Source organism: Phytopseudomonas daroniae, from assembly GCF_004327275.1.
Lineage (GTDB): Bacteria > Pseudomonadota > Gammaproteobacteria > Pseudomonadales > Pseudomonadaceae > Aquipseudomonas > Aquipseudomonas daroniae.
The window spans coordinates 152,928-168,496 of record NZ_QJUJ01000008.1 but is presented as its reverse complement, the minus strand read 5'-3'; the positions used below and the strand labels follow the sequence as shown (position 1 = coordinate 168,496).

Annotated in this window: 16 protein-coding genes; 4 read left to right on the top strand and 12 right to left on the bottom strand. The window is 58.9% G+C overall.

The genetic code is table 11. From position 1 onward, the window contains the following. Position 1: 1 nt before the first annotated feature. The 4 genes from DNK10_RS18610 to DNK10_RS18595 form a co-directional block, all read right to left on the bottom strand. Entirely contained in the window at positions 2-220 is a 219-nt protein-coding gene (locus DNK10_RS18610) for a helix-turn-helix domain-containing protein (RefSeq protein WP_131192661.1), read from the bottom strand. Positions 221-418: 198 nt separating this feature from the next. Then, positions 419-1,387 (bottom strand): inovirus-type Gp2 protein, encoded by a 969-nt coding sequence (locus tag DNK10_RS18605; RefSeq protein WP_131192572.1) that lies wholly within the window; start codon positions 1,385-1,387, stop codon positions 419-421. Positions 1,388-1,721: 334 nt separating this feature from the next. Next, on the bottom strand, positions 1,722-1,952 hold the full coding sequence (locus DNK10_RS18600) for a helix-turn-helix transcriptional regulator (protein ID WP_131192571.1): 231 nt from the start codon (positions 1,950-1,952) through the stop codon (positions 1,722-1,724). A gap of 59 nt (positions 1,953-2,011) precedes the next feature. After that, positions 2,012-2,902 carry a hypothetical protein gene (locus tag DNK10_RS18595; protein WP_165496012.1) on the bottom strand — a complete coding sequence of 297 codons (891 nt, stop codon included), beginning with the start codon at positions 2,900-2,902 and terminating at the stop codon, positions 2,012-2,014. Positions 2,903-3,599: 697 nt separating this feature from the next. Between DNK10_RS18595 and DNK10_RS18590 the strand changes: the two genes are divergently transcribed. After that, positions 3,600-4,268: a hypothetical protein gene (locus DNK10_RS18590; protein ID WP_131192570.1), complete on the top strand. Its 669-nt coding sequence runs from the start codon at positions 3,600-3,602 to the stop codon at positions 4,266-4,268. Positions 4,269-4,687: 419 nt separating this feature from the next. Here DNK10_RS18590 and DNK10_RS18585 read toward each other — a convergent pair whose 3' ends face one another. From DNK10_RS18585 to DNK10_RS18575, 3 genes are all read right to left on the bottom strand, one after another. Then, positions 4,688-5,458: a molybdopterin-dependent oxidoreductase gene (locus DNK10_RS18585; RefSeq protein ID WP_131180246.1), complete on the bottom strand. Its 771-nt coding sequence runs from the start codon at positions 5,456-5,458 to the stop codon at positions 4,688-4,690. Further along, positions 5,451-6,074 (bottom strand): cytochrome b/b6 domain-containing protein, encoded by a 624-nt coding sequence (locus DNK10_RS18580; RefSeq protein WP_131192569.1) that lies wholly within the window; start codon positions 6,072-6,074, stop codon positions 5,451-5,453. Before DNK10_RS18580 ends, DNK10_RS18585 begins: the two co-directional genes overlap by 8 nt. Before the next feature lie 79 nt (positions 6,075-6,153). Beyond that, positions 6,154-6,759: a hypothetical protein gene (locus DNK10_RS18575; RefSeq protein ID WP_131192660.1), complete on the bottom strand. Its 606-nt coding sequence runs from the start codon at positions 6,757-6,759 to the stop codon at positions 6,154-6,156. Between the two features lie 246 nt (positions 6,760-7,005). On the opposite strand from DNK10_RS18575, the gene DNK10_RS18570 reads away from it, so the two are divergent. Together DNK10_RS18570 and DNK10_RS18565 are read left to right on the top strand one after the other, a co-directional pair. Next, on the top strand, positions 7,006-7,701 hold the full coding sequence (locus DNK10_RS18570) for a heavy metal response regulator transcription factor (RefSeq protein ID WP_131180244.1): 696 nt from the start codon (positions 7,006-7,008) through the stop codon (positions 7,699-7,701). After that, on the top strand, positions 7,674-9,119 hold the full coding sequence (locus DNK10_RS18565) for a heavy metal sensor histidine kinase (RefSeq protein WP_131192568.1): 1,446 nt from the start codon (positions 7,674-7,676) through the stop codon (positions 9,117-9,119). The genes DNK10_RS18570 and DNK10_RS18565 overlap by 28 nt, the downstream gene beginning before the upstream one ends. On the opposite strand, the gene DNK10_RS18560 is transcribed toward DNK10_RS18565, so the two are convergent. The 4 genes from DNK10_RS18560 to DNK10_RS18545 form a co-directional block, all read right to left on the bottom strand. After that, positions 9,090-11,285, bottom strand: a complete 2,196-nt coding sequence (locus DNK10_RS18560; RefSeq protein WP_131192567.1) for a xanthine dehydrogenase family protein molybdopterin-binding subunit — start codon at positions 11,283-11,285, stop codon at positions 9,090-9,092. The two genes, DNK10_RS18565 and DNK10_RS18560, sit on opposite strands and share 30 nt — an antisense overlap. Beyond that, a complete protein-coding gene (locus DNK10_RS18555) occupies positions 11,282-12,271 on the bottom strand; it encodes an FAD binding domain-containing protein (RefSeq protein WP_131180241.1) in 990 nt (329 codons plus the stop codon). Before DNK10_RS18555 ends, DNK10_RS18560 begins: the two co-directional genes overlap by 4 nt. Next, positions 12,268-12,777, bottom strand: a complete 510-nt coding sequence (locus tag DNK10_RS18550; RefSeq protein WP_131192566.1) for a (2Fe-2S)-binding protein — start codon at positions 12,775-12,777, stop codon at positions 12,268-12,270. Before DNK10_RS18550 ends, DNK10_RS18555 begins: the two co-directional genes overlap by 4 nt. Positions 12,778-13,124: 347 nt before the next feature. After that, entirely contained in the window at positions 13,125-14,045 is a 921-nt protein-coding gene (locus tag DNK10_RS18545) for an aromatic alcohol reductase (RefSeq protein ID WP_131192565.1), read from the bottom strand. A 98-nt stretch (positions 14,046-14,143) separates the two neighbouring features. On the opposite strand from DNK10_RS18545, the gene DNK10_RS18540 reads away from it, so the two are divergent. Next, on the top strand, positions 14,144-14,539 hold the full coding sequence (locus DNK10_RS18540) for a winged helix-turn-helix transcriptional regulator (RefSeq protein WP_131192659.1): 396 nt from the start codon (positions 14,144-14,146) through the stop codon (positions 14,537-14,539). Between the two features lie 299 nt (positions 14,540-14,838). On the opposite strand, the gene DNK10_RS18535 is transcribed toward DNK10_RS18540, so the two are convergent. Then, positions 14,839-15,282 (bottom strand): EF-hand domain-containing protein, encoded by a 444-nt coding sequence (locus DNK10_RS18535; protein ID WP_165496011.1) that lies wholly within the window; start codon positions 15,280-15,282, stop codon positions 14,839-14,841. Between the last annotated feature and the right edge of the window lie 287 nt (positions 15,283-15,569).

Below are 15,569 nucleotides of genomic sequence, written 5' to 3'. Positions count from 1 at the left end.
ATCATTCCTTGCGGGCTACGGAGGGGCCGGACAACGAAGCCGACTCATCGGCTCCTCCAGCACAGACCCAGCCATCTACTTCCGACAGCTTGAACTTCCAGAGCCTGCCGATACGGTGAGCAGGCATGCCCCGTCGCTCACGCCATCGGTAGACCGTGTCCTTGGCCACCCCTAAGTGAAGGGCAACCTGCTCGGCAGTGACCCAGGGCTCAGTAATCATGGTGGTTGCGCTCAAGCTGCCATAGTCGTTTAAAGTCGACTGGAGTCTATCAGCGGACGTTAGGCAGTGCAGCTCTGCCACGCGCAGATAGTACGGACTCACTGCCCCTGCCAGCGCCGCCCCCTCCCTGAAATTCTCCGCAGAACTCCGTTACGACCTTGAGCAAGTAGCTAGCACGCCAGTGTCTTTCAGGCACCTTCACCGTCGACGACGCTTCAGGTGGCCCGTGCGCAGGCACCGAGCGCCCTCCGGCCTCAAGCGCAGGTGCTGGGCATCTTTGACGAGATACTTCACCGCCTTGTAGACATGACGACGAATCGCTTGATCACTCCGCAGGATGCGGCCGATACCACACTCATCACCGTATTGCTCCTTATCGTGATTGCAGCTGTGCATGTAGCCCTGACCATGCGTAATGTCCTCCCACAGCTCGCCTAGCTGGATGGCCTTGTAGACATCTCCACGCACCTCGTTGCCATTGAAGAAGTAGGCAGCGTGAATGTGGTAGCCCCTGCCATCATCCCGATCCCCTTGCTCCACCGCATAGATATGACCGATGAGATGGTCGAAGATCGAGTTGCTCCTATGCTCGGCAACCAACTGCTTCAGGTCATCGAATACGCGCTCAACACGTAGCCTGGCCTGGGCCTCCAAACGGTAATAGAGATTGACCCTAACAATGGTGATGCGCGAGTAAAGCTCACATAAGGCTTCGACGTAGTCGCAGACTCGAATCTCCTGCTCTTCGGCCTGATCACGACGGTCACCTCTCTTACGCCGGTACCATAGCTCACAGGTCAACTGACGAATCCGAGCCACCAGCACGTTCATGCTGCGGTGATGATCCAGATAGGCCGTACCCCTTTCATTCAGACAAACAGGGCCATCTGGATGACGCTCAAGTCCTATGTCCTGGCAGGCCTCCCTGAACGCTTGTAGGTGCTCGCTGTAGCTGTACTCAACACGGTCATCGAAGAGGTCAATCATCTGCCGGATGCGTGTAAAGTACCGGGAGAGCCTGGTCTCTTCGACACGCTCGTAACCTGTATGGGTTTGCCTGAATCGAAATGCAGGACTGTCATGTTGCTCAATGGCTTGGACGAGTCGTTCGATCTGGAGGGCTATGCCAGATTGGGAAAGGTGGGTGTAGATCTTACGATTGATCATGGTGGGTACCTGGTTGGTTGTTTACATACCAGGTACGTGTTGTGTGTTTTTTAACCAGCCGCTTATCCTTGACTGGGTAGTAGGTGCCGTGCATACCGAGTGATACGGACTATTGGATAATTGAACATTGATAGTCAGTAGCTATATCACTAGAAGCAGCCGAGCCCATTACCAACCATCCCAGCGAGACCAGGCAATGGGGAACAACGTTGCTAAGCCTGCCGAGAGATTTGCCGAATCGCATCTTGGGAGAGTTAGCTGAGAATGCAGGATCTTCCCAAGCGGCATAAGCGCCATGACCAGCCGTAGCCAGTCATGGCGCAGATGTTCATTTCTAGCTGGCCATACTCAGGTGGCCGGTGGAGCGCACTGCAACTCCCTCTGCCAAGTCACGCTCCTCGATCCTGGCCAGGATCCAGTCGTGCACCTCGCTTTCAACCCAGCCGACACAACGGTCTCCCAGTGATACCGGTTTCGGGAAGGTGCCTTCCGCGACGTATTTGTAGATGGTCGACCGGGCAAGGCCGGTCGAGTCGATGACATCTTTCAAACGGATGATCCTCATGAACGGGCTCCTCGTATTCGTTCAGAGGATCTGCAAGGGCGGTAGAAAAAAACTGTCTGTTACTCAACTGCTCGTGCCCGCATGAGCAGCCCCGACCGCTCACGCAGCTCCAATGGAATATCCACCTCCCTCGATACACATTTCACCACCGGCTCGCCGTACCCCTTAATGATTGTCCAATGACTAGCCAGGCCAGAACCCGCAGGTCTTAGAATCAAGAGGGCGATGCATTGATGGCCAATCGACACATGCGCCGGCACCAAGATGTAGCTGGCCGCGGCAAAGGAAACGGTCGATAGCTGCGAAAAACGCCGAACAAACTCGTCAGCCAGCTCGAAAATCAGTCTCTGAAAAAAGTCGAAAATATCGTCGTGATCCAATACTGCCTTGCCCTTCGGATCAAGCATCGGCATCCGAAAAAAAGCCTCTACTCGCTCCTTCACAGCGGAGTCAACACCGCGCACCTTTCTCCACGCGACAGGATCAACACCAACCCAATGACGCGATAAAAAGCCCAACACACAGTCACAGATAAAGTACTCAAGCTGATCAAACACATGATCGGGCGCACGCCTCAAAAGGCGCAGCACACTGACCCGTGTCGAGTACTCCGCCCGCTTCAGGAAGGAGTCACGATCAAAGCGGACACGGGTCATAAACTTACAGTCGATTTCCGAATCGTCGAATCCCTGATGCACTGCGGTGCAAACCACATCGCGAGCAGGCGAAAGCTGAAGGTGGTTCAGGTTCAGTAAATAGATGCTCTTGAGCTTCTCGGCAAAAACCGGGCTCGCAACCCCTGGTATCTGCCTCCGGATAAAACCCAGTTGCGTAAGCCTTCGCAAGCGCTGCTTCAGAGCAGCACCGTCCATCCCCGTGAGCGAGCAGATCTCCTTGCTGCTCAGCCCCCTGACAATCCCGAACGGATCTGCGCGACTCAGTAAGATCATGAGCAGCAAACGATTTGCCAAACTGAGTTGCCCGGCCCGCACTGGCGCAGCTCGTTTCTCGCCCTGCGAGCGGGCACGAGGCTCTGACGCAACCTGCGCATCGCCGGTTCAGCCAGGCCAGATTGCTCTGATACGTGCGCCACCCAAAACCTGCTCTATCAAGCCGAGATGGATCAGCTCCCTTTCCTCGACCTCCCGCAGCTCCACCTGAACGCTTTTGCTCACCGCGTAGGAGCACTTTGGCCGGCCCCTTCCTTCAGGTTGAGTGACAACACGCAACACCGCCATGTCAACTAGCTGAGCGACAGCTTTTGAGACGGCCTGCGCCGAAAGCCTCAGGTTCTCAGCCAATTGCTTCAGCGAACAAGGCTTAGACGTCTCGGCACCATAACGCGCCCAGAATGCCACGAAGAAAAACTTAGAATCCGGCTCGCAGAATCTTAGCCTTAAGCCAAGAGGCCGAGAAAGCATATATCCTCCCGAAGTAACCTAATTTTTGCATCGAAAATATACCCCATATATACGATATTCTGTAACAGTAACAAGTCAAATAACGAAATTTAACGACCTTGCAACAGAACGGTGACGACCTACTAACGAATCAACTAACGGTTGCGTATCGTTACGGTAACGATATAAATTCACCTCATGCGTCGGGCTTAGGTACATAACCCAAACGGCCCGCCTGGAGGATGGAATGTCAGAAAATGAGAAACCGCTGAAGTGGCTGCGCAGGCAGGATGATGAGTGGCAATGGGCGGCCGATTACCTCAGGCACCGGCTCGATGCCGAGTACATGAGGAAGCTCAAGGGCGATGCGTTTACCCGGTTTTCGACCTACGAGAACGTCGTTGCTGCTATCAGGCAGATCCAGGAGGACAGGCTGGGCCTGGTCATAAAACTGCAGGGAGCTATCCGGCAGCGTCGCTACCGATCCGACAGCAACGGCAGAAGGCCTCTGACATTCACGCTTAGCAAAGAAACCATCACCAACCTAACGTCCATTGCTAAACGGCATAAGGCAACCGAGACGGCAGTGATCACTGCACTGATAGCAAGAGAGGGGCAAGCTGTCGAAGCAGAAAGGGATTATGAAAAGCAGCTCAAGGAATCAATCTCAAGGGAGCGTAAAATTGCTCATCAGGTAGCCGCATCCTTGAAGGAACAACGGGACGAGGCCTTGAAACATGCAGAGCGATATCTGCAGCTTCTTGCCCGGTGGGAGCTGATGTGGCCAGACGAAAAGCCACCTACCGCCAGCGACGAAGAGATCGCACGGCTTGTTGAACCCAGAATGAAGGATCTCAAAGACGCTATAGGCTATATCGCCTTCAGAGACGACCTGACCAACGAGCGCCCCACGTAGCGAGCTGTGAAAACCAGAATACCAATGCAAGCCATGCTCGACATCCCGAGTTCAAATCCAGCATGGCCGGTATTCCAAAACGTATTCCATTAAAAATTAAAACCGGATTTTTATCTTATTTATCATATTGTTATGTAGCCTGTTCAGATTACCCCGGCCCACCAAACACCTGTTACAAATCAGGCACTTAGCGAATAGCTACAGTGCCTTTTTTGTGCCTGAATGGCCTGAATTGGCTGGGTTATGCCAGCGTAATGACAGCTTTTGTAGTTGTTATATAGTGACCTTCCAGATCGCGCGCCCCCTGTAGGTCTAAGCGTCGGGAGTCCTTGCGGGGTAGGTTTGAGAAAATCGACCAACACGGAGTTACCAGACGCCATGCTGCGTTACAGCTACAGCGGCGCTTTTGACTTGCCCCCTCATATCCCGCTGAACCAGTTATACCCCTGATCCTCCCAATACCCGCCCGGATTATCATTGCTGACGAATATCTCGACGATATGTTTGGGGTTTTTGAAGCCTAATTTGGTTGGCACTCGAACCCGCAGTGGATAGCCATACTCCGGTGGTAAAGCGACTTCGCCGTAATCCAGTGCAAGCAGTGTTTGCGGATGCAACGCGGTCGGCATATCCAGGCTGGAGTAATAGCGGTCAGCACACTTGAAGCCGACAAATTTGGCGGTGGTGTCTGCACCGATGTGTTCCAGAAAGGTCTTCAGTGGCACCCCACCCCATTGCCCGATGGCGCTCCAGCCCTCGACGCAGATCAAGCGCGTGATGTCGGTGCGCTGCGGCAGTTTGCGCAGGCCTTCGAGCGTCCAGGGCGCCTTGTCCCGTACCAGGCCGGAAACGGCGAGCGTGTAACCCGACAGGTCGACTTCCGGGATATCGTCCTGGCCGTAGAACGCGTTGAATGGAAATGGTGTGGTCATTTGCGCCCTGGTGAAGGTTGGCGCCAGTTTCTGTCCACTGAACAGCCAGGCCTGAACCCGGTCGTTCCAGCGCGACATGGCCCATAGCACCTTGTCCACCTGATCGCCGTCCTGCAAGTTACAACCGCTCAGCATCGCCATGGCGCCGACGGTCAAGCCGCCGCGCAGGAAATTGCGGCGCTGGATGCTTTCCAGCTGAAGCTGCTGCGCGGGCTCAAGTCCGATGCGCTGAATCGCTCGTTTCTTGGGTTCAATCATGATCGAGTTTTCCGCTTTCAATCGGCCGTACGCCGCCCGTGATCATGGGCAACAGCGTTTTCGGCACCAGCAGCACCAGCGCCAGATGCACGACGACAAAGGCGCCAATGGCCGCCATCGCCACGAAGTGCACGTAACGTGCAATGTCATAGCCGCCCAATAGGGCTACCAGTTCTTGCAGTTGAATGGGCTTCCAGATCGCTACCCCCGAGACCACGACCAGCACCCCTGCCGCCAGCACCAATCCATACATCAGGCGCTGCACCGCGTTGTAAACGCCCTTCTCATGCACCAGTCGAAAACGCAGCGCATCGGCCAGGTCACGTTTCACCGCCCGGGCCGTCACCGGCAAGAAATCGCGTTTGAAATGACCGCTGATCAACCCATACGACACATAGATGAGGCCGTTGATGAGCAATAACCACATGAACGCAAAGTGCCAGGCCAGTGAGCCACCCAACCAGCCCCCGACCGTCAATTCAGCCGGGAACCTGAAGGCGAACCGCGGGGAGGCGTTGTAAATTCCCCAGCCGCTCATGAACATACAGACCATGCAAATGGCGTTGAGCCAATGTGTGAGGCGCACAGGCCAGGGATGGATACGTGTTCTTTTCATGTTTCTCCCTCCCGTACAGGGAAAGGCGAACCCTGCTGAAGCGAGGCCCCTCGAGCCTCGCTGCAACAGGTGTGGCCTATTACATAGGCGGCTGAAAGCCATCTTTACCGACCGCGATACCGCGTGCGTTTTTGCCATCTTCCGCTGGGAATACGACGACTTTGGCGCCTTTGACCAACTCATCGGCTTTGCCCGGTTCTACGTAAGCGATTGGCACATCATCCGGCACGACCAGTTGCTTCTCGCCGCCCTTGTAAGTGACGGTCAACGTGCGGCCATTGGCATTGGACAACTTGCCCACGGTGCCGTTGGTCATGGTGCCGGTGCTGCCATCGGCGTTCTGCCAACCGTAGTGACCTTCGCCGCTGCCCTTGAGGCTGGACTCGAATACGGTGACTTCCAGGGCCTTCAGCGAGCCGTCAGCCTGCGGGATGGCTGCCGAGCCGACGAAGCTGTCGGCTTTGATCGAATCGATCTCAGCCTTCGACACCCGGGCGATACCGGTCTTGTCAGTCAGACCGATAGTCTCGTGTGCGCCAGTGCGGGTGGTGAAGGTCAGCGTGTTGTCACTGACACTTTCAACGGTGCCGCGCAGAGGTTTGACCACTGGCATATCGGCCGCGGTGGCCATGACAGCGGCACTGAACATCAGCAAGCCGAACGTGGTGGAAAGAGCAGCCTTCATTTTCATCGTGATGATTCCTCGCGGGTTTATGTGCTGCCATCCTCTGCTCCCGACCGGAACCCCACGATGACCGCCAGATTACATTTTCGTCATTCGCAACCACGCCCCATGAATGACAAAAATGTAACCAACACCGCTCCCACGGCTGGTTACACTGCAACCCTGACGCGGCTTGCAGTGATTCGACACTTACCCGAGCCCAGCCGCAGGCCAAAACCCATCACGGTGAGACCCGAGTGCTCCTGAATGCATATTTTGCTGATCGAGGACGACACCAAGACCGGCGAGTACCTGAAAAAGGGGCTTGGTGAGTCCGGCTACAACGTCGACTGGATGCAGCACGGTGCCGATGGCCTGCACATGGCGCTGCAAACGTCCTATGACCTGATCGTGCTGGATGTGATGCTCCCCGGCATCGATGGTTTTCAGATCATCGAGCTGTTGCGCGCCAGGCAAGACGTACCCGTGCTGTTTCTTACCGCCCGCGATCAATTGCATGACCGCATTCGCGGCCTGGAGCTGGGGGCTGACGACTATCTGGTGAAGCCGTTTTCCTTTACCGAGCTTCTGTTGCGCATTCGCACCATCCTGCGGCGTGGGGTGGTTCGGGAAGCCGACCACTTCCATATCGCCGACCTGGAGCTGGATCTGCTGCGTCGTCGGGTCACTCGCCAGCAGCACGTGATCGTGCTGACCAACAAGGAGTTCGCCCTGCTGCATCTGTTTCTGCGCCGTGAGGGCGATGTCCTGTCCCGGGCGCAGATCGCTTCGGAAGTCTGGGATATGAATTTCGATAGCGATACCAACGTGGTGGATGTGGCGGTCAAACGCCTGCGCAACAAGATCGATCTGCCTTACCCGGTCAAGCTGATCCATACCGTACGCGGCATCGGCTATGTGTGCGAGGTGAGGCCATGCGGCCCCGACGCCAGCCATCCCTGACCCTGCGCTCGACGCTGGCTTTCTCGCTGGTGGCAATGCTCACAGTGGCCGGTGCCGGTCTTTATTTGTATGGGTCGATGAAAGCCTCGGTGTTAACGAACAGCGATCATGCGGTGCTGGGGCGTCTGGATCACTTTCGCAAACTGCTGCATTACGAGCTGGCCCTGGAGAAGTTGCGCGACAGCCCGCAGATCTTCAAGAACATGCTCGACAGCGAAGAAGACATCTTCATCATCGGTGAGCCGGGCCAACAGCCGGTGATCATGGTCAACCCGCTGAACGCAACGCTGCCGGATCTGCCAGTGATCGAACCAGGGACGGCCTTGAGCGTGAACGACCTGCGCAGCGGCATGACCGACTCGGGCGTGCCATTGCGCGCCGCTACCGTGCTGACGACGTCCGGCGGCCGCGAAGTACGCCTCACTGCCGCGCACATCATGGTCAAGGAGATGGCCATGCTCGAGGCATTCCGCAAGCGTATTTACCTGGCGGTGACCTTGGCGTTTCTGCTCACTGCGACGCTCGGTTACATGCTGCTGCATCGCGGCCTGCGTCCGTTGCGCAAAATGGCCGCGCATGCCGCAAACATAACGCCCGAGCGGCTCGACAGCAGAATGGACAGCGAAGACACACCGGTTGAACTGCAACAATTGAGTGATGCCTACAACGCCATGCTCGATCGTCTCGCCAACGGCTATCAGCGCCTGATGCAGTTTTCCGCCGACCTGGCTCACGAAATACGCACGCCCGTGGGCTCGTTGATGGGGCATTGCCAGGTCGCCCTGCGTCAGTCGCGTAGCGCCGACGAATACCAGGCGCTGCTGGCTTCTAACCTGGAGGAGTTGGAGCGCATTTCACGCATAGTCGAAAGCATTCTGTTCCTCGCGCGCGCCGACGAAGCGCAATCGGTGATCGAGCGTCAGCCATTGTCGCTACATGATGAGTTACAGCGTATCGCCGGTTACTTCGAAGGCCTGGCCGAAGAGCGGCAGCTCTCCTTGCATGCCACCGGCAATGGCACCCTGGACGCTGACCCGCTACTGCTACGCCGAGCATTGAGCAACCTGGTGGCGAACGCGGTTCGCTACGCCGACGAAGGCAGCGAGATTCTGATGCGCGCGACAGCTGCCAACGATGGCTGGCGAATCGATGTGGAGAATCGGGGGCCGGTGCTGACCGATGCGACGCTGGGCAAGCTGTTCGACCGCTTTTATCGGGGCGATGCTTCGCGCCATCAACGCTCCGACTCGAACGGCCTGGGCCTGGCCATCGTCGCGGCGATCATGCAACTGCATGGAGGCAAGGTGAACGTGAAACAGCCCCAGCCAGGCACGATCTGCTTCACGTTGTTTTTCCCAGCGACGGGTGCAGTGAGGCCGCCTGCCAGTTCAAAGCAATTTGTCCCGGGTAATGGGTAGTCGACGAATGCGTTTGCCGGTGGCGTGATAGACCGCGTTGGCCACTGCTGCGGCGACGCCGACGATACCGATCTCGCCGACACCCTTGGAGCCCAGCGGATTCACCACCTCATCATGCTCCTCGACGAAAATGACCTCGATGTCACCCATGTCGGCGTGAACCGGCAGGTGATACTCAGCCAGGTTGTGGTTCATGCAGCGACCCAGTTGGTGATCGATCATGGCTTCTTCATGTAGGGCCATGCCAATGCCCCAGACCACACCGCCGAGAATCTGGCTGCGTGCGGTCTTTGGATTGACCACCCGACCGGCCGCGATGGCACTGACCACGCGCCTGACCCGCACGCTACCCAATGCCTCATCTACCTGTACCTCGACGAATACCGCTGAGTGGGTGGCACTGGCGAACTGCTCGCGCAGCTTGCCCGGTTTGGCCTCGACTTGCGCCTCGAAGCTGCCGTGGCGCATCAGTAGATCGCGCAGTTCGATGGCGCGGCTACTGTCATCGGCCTGCTCGATTCGTCCGTCGATGCAGCGCAGCTGACTGGCGTCGGTGAAGGGTGCATCAGGTAGTTGGCGCGCGGCATCGCACAGGCGCTGCGCCAGTTCCAGGCAAGCCAGGCGCACTGCGCTGCCCACCGACGAAACGGTAAAGGAACCACCCTGCAGAGGCGCCTTCGGCAGGCTCGAATCACCCAGCTCGAAGGTGACGAGGACGGGATCCAGGCCGAGCGTGTCGGCAGCGATCTGGGTCATCACGGTGGCCGTGCCCGGGCCGATATCGCAGGTCGCACTGGCGACCAGCAGACGACCGTCGGCACTCAACGTAGCGCGAGCGCTGGCAGGCATCTGCATGGCTTCCCAAACGCCGGTGGCCATGCCCCAGCCGATCAGCTGGTCGCCCTCGCGCATGCTGCGTGGCTGCGCGATGCGGCGCTTCCAGCCGAAAGCCTCGGCACCAAGCTGATAGCAGGCACGCAGTTCCTTGCTGGAGTAAGGCTTGCCCTCGTTCTGGTTGGTTTCGCTGTAGTTCAGCAGGCGCAGTTGCACAGGGTCGACATCAACGGCCCAGGCCAGCTCGTCCATCGCCGACTCGAGAGCGAAAAGGCCGGTGGCGGCGCCTGGAGCGCGCATGTCCAGCGGGGTATAGACGTCCAGAGGCGCCAGCTGATAGCTCAGGCGCAGGTTGTCGCAGTGATAGAGCATCCCCGACCATTCAGCGACATGTTCGGTGAAGTCCTCGAAGCGTGAGGTTTGGCCGATGACATCGTGCACCAAGCCCTGCAGCTTGCCGTCGCTCGACGCACCCAGGCGCATGCGCTGGATGGTGCGCGGCCGATACCCGAAGGTGAACATCTGCTGGCGGGTGAGCGTAACCCGCACCGAGCGGTGCAGTTTCAGGGCGGCCATGGCGGCCAGCGGAAGCTGGTATTGCGGGCGCAGGCCGGAGCCGAATGCACCGCCCACGAAGGAGGACAGTATCCTGACTCGTGAGGTTTCCAGCTTGAGCACGTTGCACAGGTACTGCTGGCTGTTCTGCGGCCCCTGGGTCTTATCGTGGATCAACAGGCTGTCGTCGGCCTGGTAGATCACCGTCGACGCGTGGGGCTCCATCGGATGGTGATATTCGTTAGGCAGTTCGTACTCCAGTTCCAGACGAATGGCCGCGGCCGCGATGGCCTCTTCGGCATTGCCTCTGGGCTCCGGCAACTCGGCCGGCGCTTGGTGGGCTCTGCCCAGCGCCTGTTGCAGATCGGTGGCATGGGGTTCTTCGTCATAGCGAATCTTCACGCAGGAAGCGGCGTGCCGGGCGAGTTCAAGGGTCTCGGCCACCACCAGGGCTACCGGTTGCCCGCTGTAGTGCACCTGCGCGTTGAACAGGGGGCGAAAGGGCGAGCCATCCGCCGCATCGTCGTCCTCGTAGCTTTCGTCGTCCGCCGCCATCGGTGGACGATTCTGGTGGCTAAGCACCAGTGTCACTCCAGGCAGAACCAACGCAGCGGAGGCATCTATCTCGACAATGTGGCCGCGGGCAATGGGGCTGCAGATCACGCTGCCATGCAGCAGTCCGGCAGCAGTGTGCTCAGCTGCGTAACGGGCCTGGCCGGTCACCTTGAGGGGGCCGTCGACCCGGTCGAGCGGACGGCCAAGTATCGGGGCATTCATGGGGCTATCCCTCCGGCAGCGGTAGTCAGGGCACGAACGATGGCGCGACGCGCCAGTTCTACCTTGAAGGCGTTGTGCGTCAGTGGTCGTGCGTCCTGCAGCATCAGGTCGGCGGCCGCCTGGAAGTTTGCCGCCAGCGGCAACTGACCCGCGAGGCTGCGCTCCACGTCCGCCCGCCGCCAGGGTTTGTGGGCCACGCCACCCAGCGCCAGACGCGCCTCACGGATACGGCCGTCGGCGTCGAAGTCGAGCGCCGCGGCGACCGACACCAGAGCAAAGGCGAAAGAGGCACGGTCGCGCAGTTTGAGGTAGGAACTGTTCGCTGCGAAGCCGGCTGCGGGCAGCTCCACGGCCAGCACCAGCTCGTCGCTGGCGAGCTGGGTATCGCGTTGCGGTTCGTCCTCAGGCAGGCGGTGAAAGTCGGCGAAGGCTATACGGCGTTGGCCCCGGGTGCCGGCGACCAGTACCTGGGCATCGAGCGCCGCGAGTGCCACACAGAGATCCGAGGGATGCACCGCGACGCACTGCTCGCTGGCGCCGAACAGCGCGTGGTAGCGATTGAGACCGGTGCGCGCCGGGCAACCGCTGCCAGGCTCGCGCTTGTTGCAAGGCGTCTGGCTGTCGTAGAAGTAGTGGCAGCGGGTGCGCTGCAACAGGTTGCCACCGACGCTGGCCATATTGCGCAGTTGGGGCGACGCACCCGACAGCAACGCCTGGCTCAGCAGCGGATAGCGGCGCTCGACCTCGGGGTGCCAGGCCAGGTCGGCATTGCTGACCAGTGCGCCGATACGCAGGCCACCCTCCTCCGTCGGCTCCACCTCGCGCAGGGGCAAGGCGTTGATGTCGATCAGACGCTGGGGCCGTAGCAGGTTCTCCTTCATCAGGTCGACCATGTTGGTGCCGCCGGCGATGAACAGGCTTCCGGGGCCGGCCAGGCCCAGAGCCTCGTCGACGTGCAGCGGTTTGCTATAGGCGAACGGGGTCATTGGCGAACCTCCGTTTCACAGTCCGGCAGGGCTTCTTCAATGGCGGCGAGAATGTTCGTATAGGCTCCGCAGCGACAGAGGTTGCCGCTCATGCGCTCGCGAATGTCGGCGGCGCCGCCGATGCGCCCTTCGTTGGCGAGCCCCAGCGCGGAACAGATCTGCCCCGGTGTGCAGTAGCCGCACTGAAAGGCGTCGTGTTTGACGAAGGCGCGCTGCATCGGGTGCAGTTCGCCGCCCTCGCTCAGGCCCTCGATGGTGGTCAGTTCACGACCATCGAGCATTACCGCCAGCGTCAGACAGGCATTGATCCGGCGACCGTCCAGCAGCACGGTGCAGGCACCGCACTGACCATGATCGCAGCCCTTCTTGGTGCCGATCAGATCGAGTTGCTCACGTAGCAGGTCGAGGGCGGTGATCCAGGGATAGACCTCGATTTGCAAGGGAGCTCCGTTCAGGGACAGAGATATTTCAAGACGTTCGAAGCCGTTCGTGCGGGTCTCGCTCATGGGGGCAACCTCCGGTTATTCAGGACGTCTTCGTGCGTCCGTTTCGGTTCAGAGGTTGCGGGTTTGCAAATCGTTCAGGTCGAGCGAGGAGTGGCCGGCCAGCGCAGCAGATTCGCAGCATGGTCGGCTCGCGGGAGGCTGCCCGGATCGTCGACCGCTAACATCTTCCCTTCGTGCTGAGCAGCAACTTGGCGCCTTGCCCGTCGGCAGTTGCAGCAAACATGACGCGAAAGCGCTGCTGGTGTCGCGCAGGCACCCTCGCCTCCTGCCATACCGAGTGCCCCAAGCGATGGCACTTTCCTGCCCGCTTCAGGCCGAAAGCAGTCGAAATGCACGGCGCCGCGTAATCAGAGCAAATGCTGTTCTATCCATTGGCCGATGGTGGTGGTTTCGATCTGCCGTTCGACGTTGTAGCTATCCGCCTTTGCCCAAGCGACGCCTTTGCCTTCGGCGAACACCGCCCGGTACTTGCGGATCGAGTCATCGGGCGCGGCGGCCAGGTCGGCCTTGAGCGCTGGCACCGTCCACTCCACGCGTTCAACCTTGCGGTTGAGTAATTGATCGACAGTATCCGCCAATTGCCGGTAGGTGAGAGTGTCGCCCGCAGTGAAGACGACTCGATTGACCTGCTCTGGCTCGAACAGGATGGAAGCCGTCAGGCGGCCGATGTCTTCTGGCGTGGTAACCGTCACGGCGGTGTCCCAGCTACCCAGGGCGCGTACGATGTTTTGATCCAGATCGACTACCCCGAAGGCAGGTTCGAACAGAAAGCTGGTGAACATGCCGGTGGAGATGATCAACCATTGCACGCGTGACTGGCCGCGCAGCAATTGACGCACGTCCAGTTGTTCGTCAAACAAGTTTTGAGGGCTGCCGCGGCCGATCACGTCGTAATCCACGCCGAATTGCCAGGGCACATAACGTTTCACATCCGACTGCATTACTGCGCGGGCCAGTTTGAGTTGTATCCCTGTACCTGCGGCGAATCCCAGGCAACTGACCAGCGTGTCGAAGCCACTGAACAGTGTGGCGAGCTGTTCTTCGGAATCGTTTACGGCATCCGCAGACACCACCTCGATGCCCAGGGTATTCAGTTCCTTGAGAGTCTGGCGCTTGCCTTCAGACGTGGTGCCGAGACTGGATGGTCGCAGCATGACGGTTACCCGCGCTGTCGGCTGGGCTGCCAGTTCGCGGAGCACGGCCATGCCGAGTTCGCCGGCGCCCAGAACGAGAATATTGTCGGTTTCTGCAAGGGTGTGCGGGTGCATCGGTTACTCCCGGTGAATGATCGACGATGATTGTTTTTATCCTGTCACCATTGGCGAACATTCAGAAGAAGGCACACGAGTGATACCGCATGAACACGATGACTGAAGAAGAAGTGATCCGCTTGTCACAAGCCACGTGCGACGCACTCAGTGACGAGGACGACGGTCTCAAGCGTGAGGTTCTGACCCATGCGGGCAATCGCTGGTCGCTGGGGATCGTCCACACACTGGGGGTGGCGGGAAAACTGCGACACGCCGAAATCGGCCGTCGCCTGCCTGGTATCACCCAGCGCATGCTGACCCGCAGCTTGCGGCAACTTGAAAGAGACGGATTGATCGCGCGTTGCGATCACGGCGAGGTGCCGCCACGTGTCGATTACGAGCTGACCCCGCTGGGTCGAAGCTTTCTGGTGCACATGGTGCCGCTATGGACCTGGCTGTTGGAACACACAGAAGATTTTCGCGCAGCGCGCGTTCGATTCGACGACGTATGAGAGTGCAAGGGATTAGCGAAAGTGGCGACTGTGGTGCGCCGTCAGCGTTGCCACGACTGACTGCTCTTGGCCGATAACCTGCCTGTGCTGGGAAAAGGAGAATGCTTCCAAACCCGGCCGATCTTCATCGACCTGTCGAACCATAACGCCAAGAACGTAGCACCTGCAGCCAAGTGCGGAGCGGGTGATCGAGTAGCTATGGTCATCGACCACATGGCTGGTACCCGGCAGCTCTAGCTGATCGAAGAGACTCAATCAGCCCCTTTCAGCCGCTCTGCAAATCGCTGACTCTGGCTCATTCAGGGCGTGACTGACTCACCACGAAAGCGCTGCAACTCTTCACGGGTCACCCGGCGGTCACCGTCCATATCGGCTAGCAGCATCAGAGCAATCGCAGCTTCCACGTACTCCTGCTCGGTTACTTTGCCGTCGCGGTTGCCATCCCAGTACTCCAGCGTCTTCTGTGCCACCGAAGCCAACACCTCGGCCGGCCAAACCATGTCAGAACCACTCTCGACGACCATATGCGCGGCGATATCGTCTACGGTGAGGATGCCGTTACCATCACGGTCGATGGTACGGAAGGTCGCCGGTGCCGCAGCCCGGGCTTCCTCGACAGAAATTGCGCCATCGCCGTTGCTATCCTCCGAACGAAAAATGTCATCGATCTCCGCCGCGGTCGCGTTGGTGGCTACGAACGCGAGAAGCAGGCCGGTGGAAAACATCCGGGTAAGCGATAGCATGTGGAACTCCCTGTTGATCGATGTGAAAAAAGGCAGCATAGCGGGGCGGGACAGACGTTGGTGTTATCCACGCGGCATCTGCCATTGCGGTGGTGGAGTGGCGTAAAGGGTGAAGCGTCGTCCACCCGAACTGATCTGGGAGACAACCTCGGTCGGCACCGTAGCCGTGGCTGAGCCAGTGTTCCATAGCCCACATGTGCTATAGCGGCTGCGTGCTGGAATCTAGCCTGAATGATGGCGTATGACGCCGCCGGCCCAGCCGAGGACTGAATAATGCCGCTATCGCC

Excerpts from the sequence above, each read along its gene's own strand:
- DNK10_RS18595 (WP_165496012.1), bottom strand. The coding sequence starts at position 2,902 with ATGATCTTACTGAGTCGCGCAGATCCGTTCGGGATTGTCAGGGGGCTG.
- DNK10_RS18590 (WP_131192570.1), top strand. The coding sequence starts at position 3,600 with ATGTCAGAAAATGAGAAACCGCTGAAGTGGCTGCGCAGGCAGGATGAT.
- DNK10_RS18545 (WP_131192565.1), bottom strand. The coding sequence starts at position 14,045 with ATGCACCCGCACACCCTTGCAGAAACCGACAATATTCTCGTTCTGGGC.
- DNK10_RS18560 (WP_131192567.1), bottom strand. The coding sequence starts at position 11,285 with ATGAATGCCCCGATACTTGGCCGTCCGCTCGACCGGGTCGACGGCCCC.
- DNK10_RS18540 (WP_131192659.1), top strand. The coding sequence starts at position 14,144 with ATGACTGAAGAAGAAGTGATCCGCTTGTCACAAGCCACGTGCGACGCA.
- DNK10_RS18605 (WP_131192572.1), bottom strand. The coding sequence starts at position 1,387 with ATGATCAATCGTAAGATCTACACCCACCTTTCCCAATCTGGCATAGCC.
- DNK10_RS18610 (WP_131192661.1), bottom strand. The coding sequence starts at position 220 with ATGATTACTGAGCCCTGGGTCACTGCCGAGCAGGTTGCCCTTCACTTA.
- DNK10_RS18570 (WP_131180244.1), top strand. The coding sequence starts at position 7,006 with ATGCATATTTTGCTGATCGAGGACGACACCAAGACCGGCGAGTACCTG.
- DNK10_RS18580 (WP_131192569.1), bottom strand. The coding sequence starts at position 6,074 with ATGAAAAGAACACGTATCCATCCCTGGCCTGTGCGCCTCACACATTGG.
- DNK10_RS18585 (WP_131180246.1), bottom strand. The coding sequence starts at position 5,458 with ATGATTGAACCCAAGAAACGAGCGATTCAGCGCATCGGACTTGAGCCC.
- DNK10_RS18550 (WP_131192566.1), bottom strand. The coding sequence starts at position 12,777 with ATGAGCGAGACCCGCACGAACGGCTTCGAACGTCTTGAAATATCTCTG.
- DNK10_RS18535 (WP_165496011.1), bottom strand. The coding sequence starts at position 15,282 with ATGCTATCGCTTACCCGGATGTTTTCCACCGGCCTGCTTCTCGCGTTC.
- DNK10_RS18565 (WP_131192568.1), top strand. The coding sequence starts at position 7,674 with ATGCGGCCCCGACGCCAGCCATCCCTGACCCTGCGCTCGACGCTGGCT.
- DNK10_RS18600 (WP_131192571.1), bottom strand. The coding sequence starts at position 1,952 with ATGAGGATCATCCGTTTGAAAGATGTCATCGACTCGACCGGCCTTGCC.
- DNK10_RS18555 (WP_131180241.1), bottom strand. The coding sequence starts at position 12,271 with ATGACCCCGTTCGCCTATAGCAAACCGCTGCACGTCGACGAGGCTCTG.
- DNK10_RS18575 (WP_131192660.1), bottom strand. The coding sequence starts at position 6,759 with ATGAAGGCTGCTCTTTCCACCACGTTCGGCTTGCTGATGTTCAGTGCC.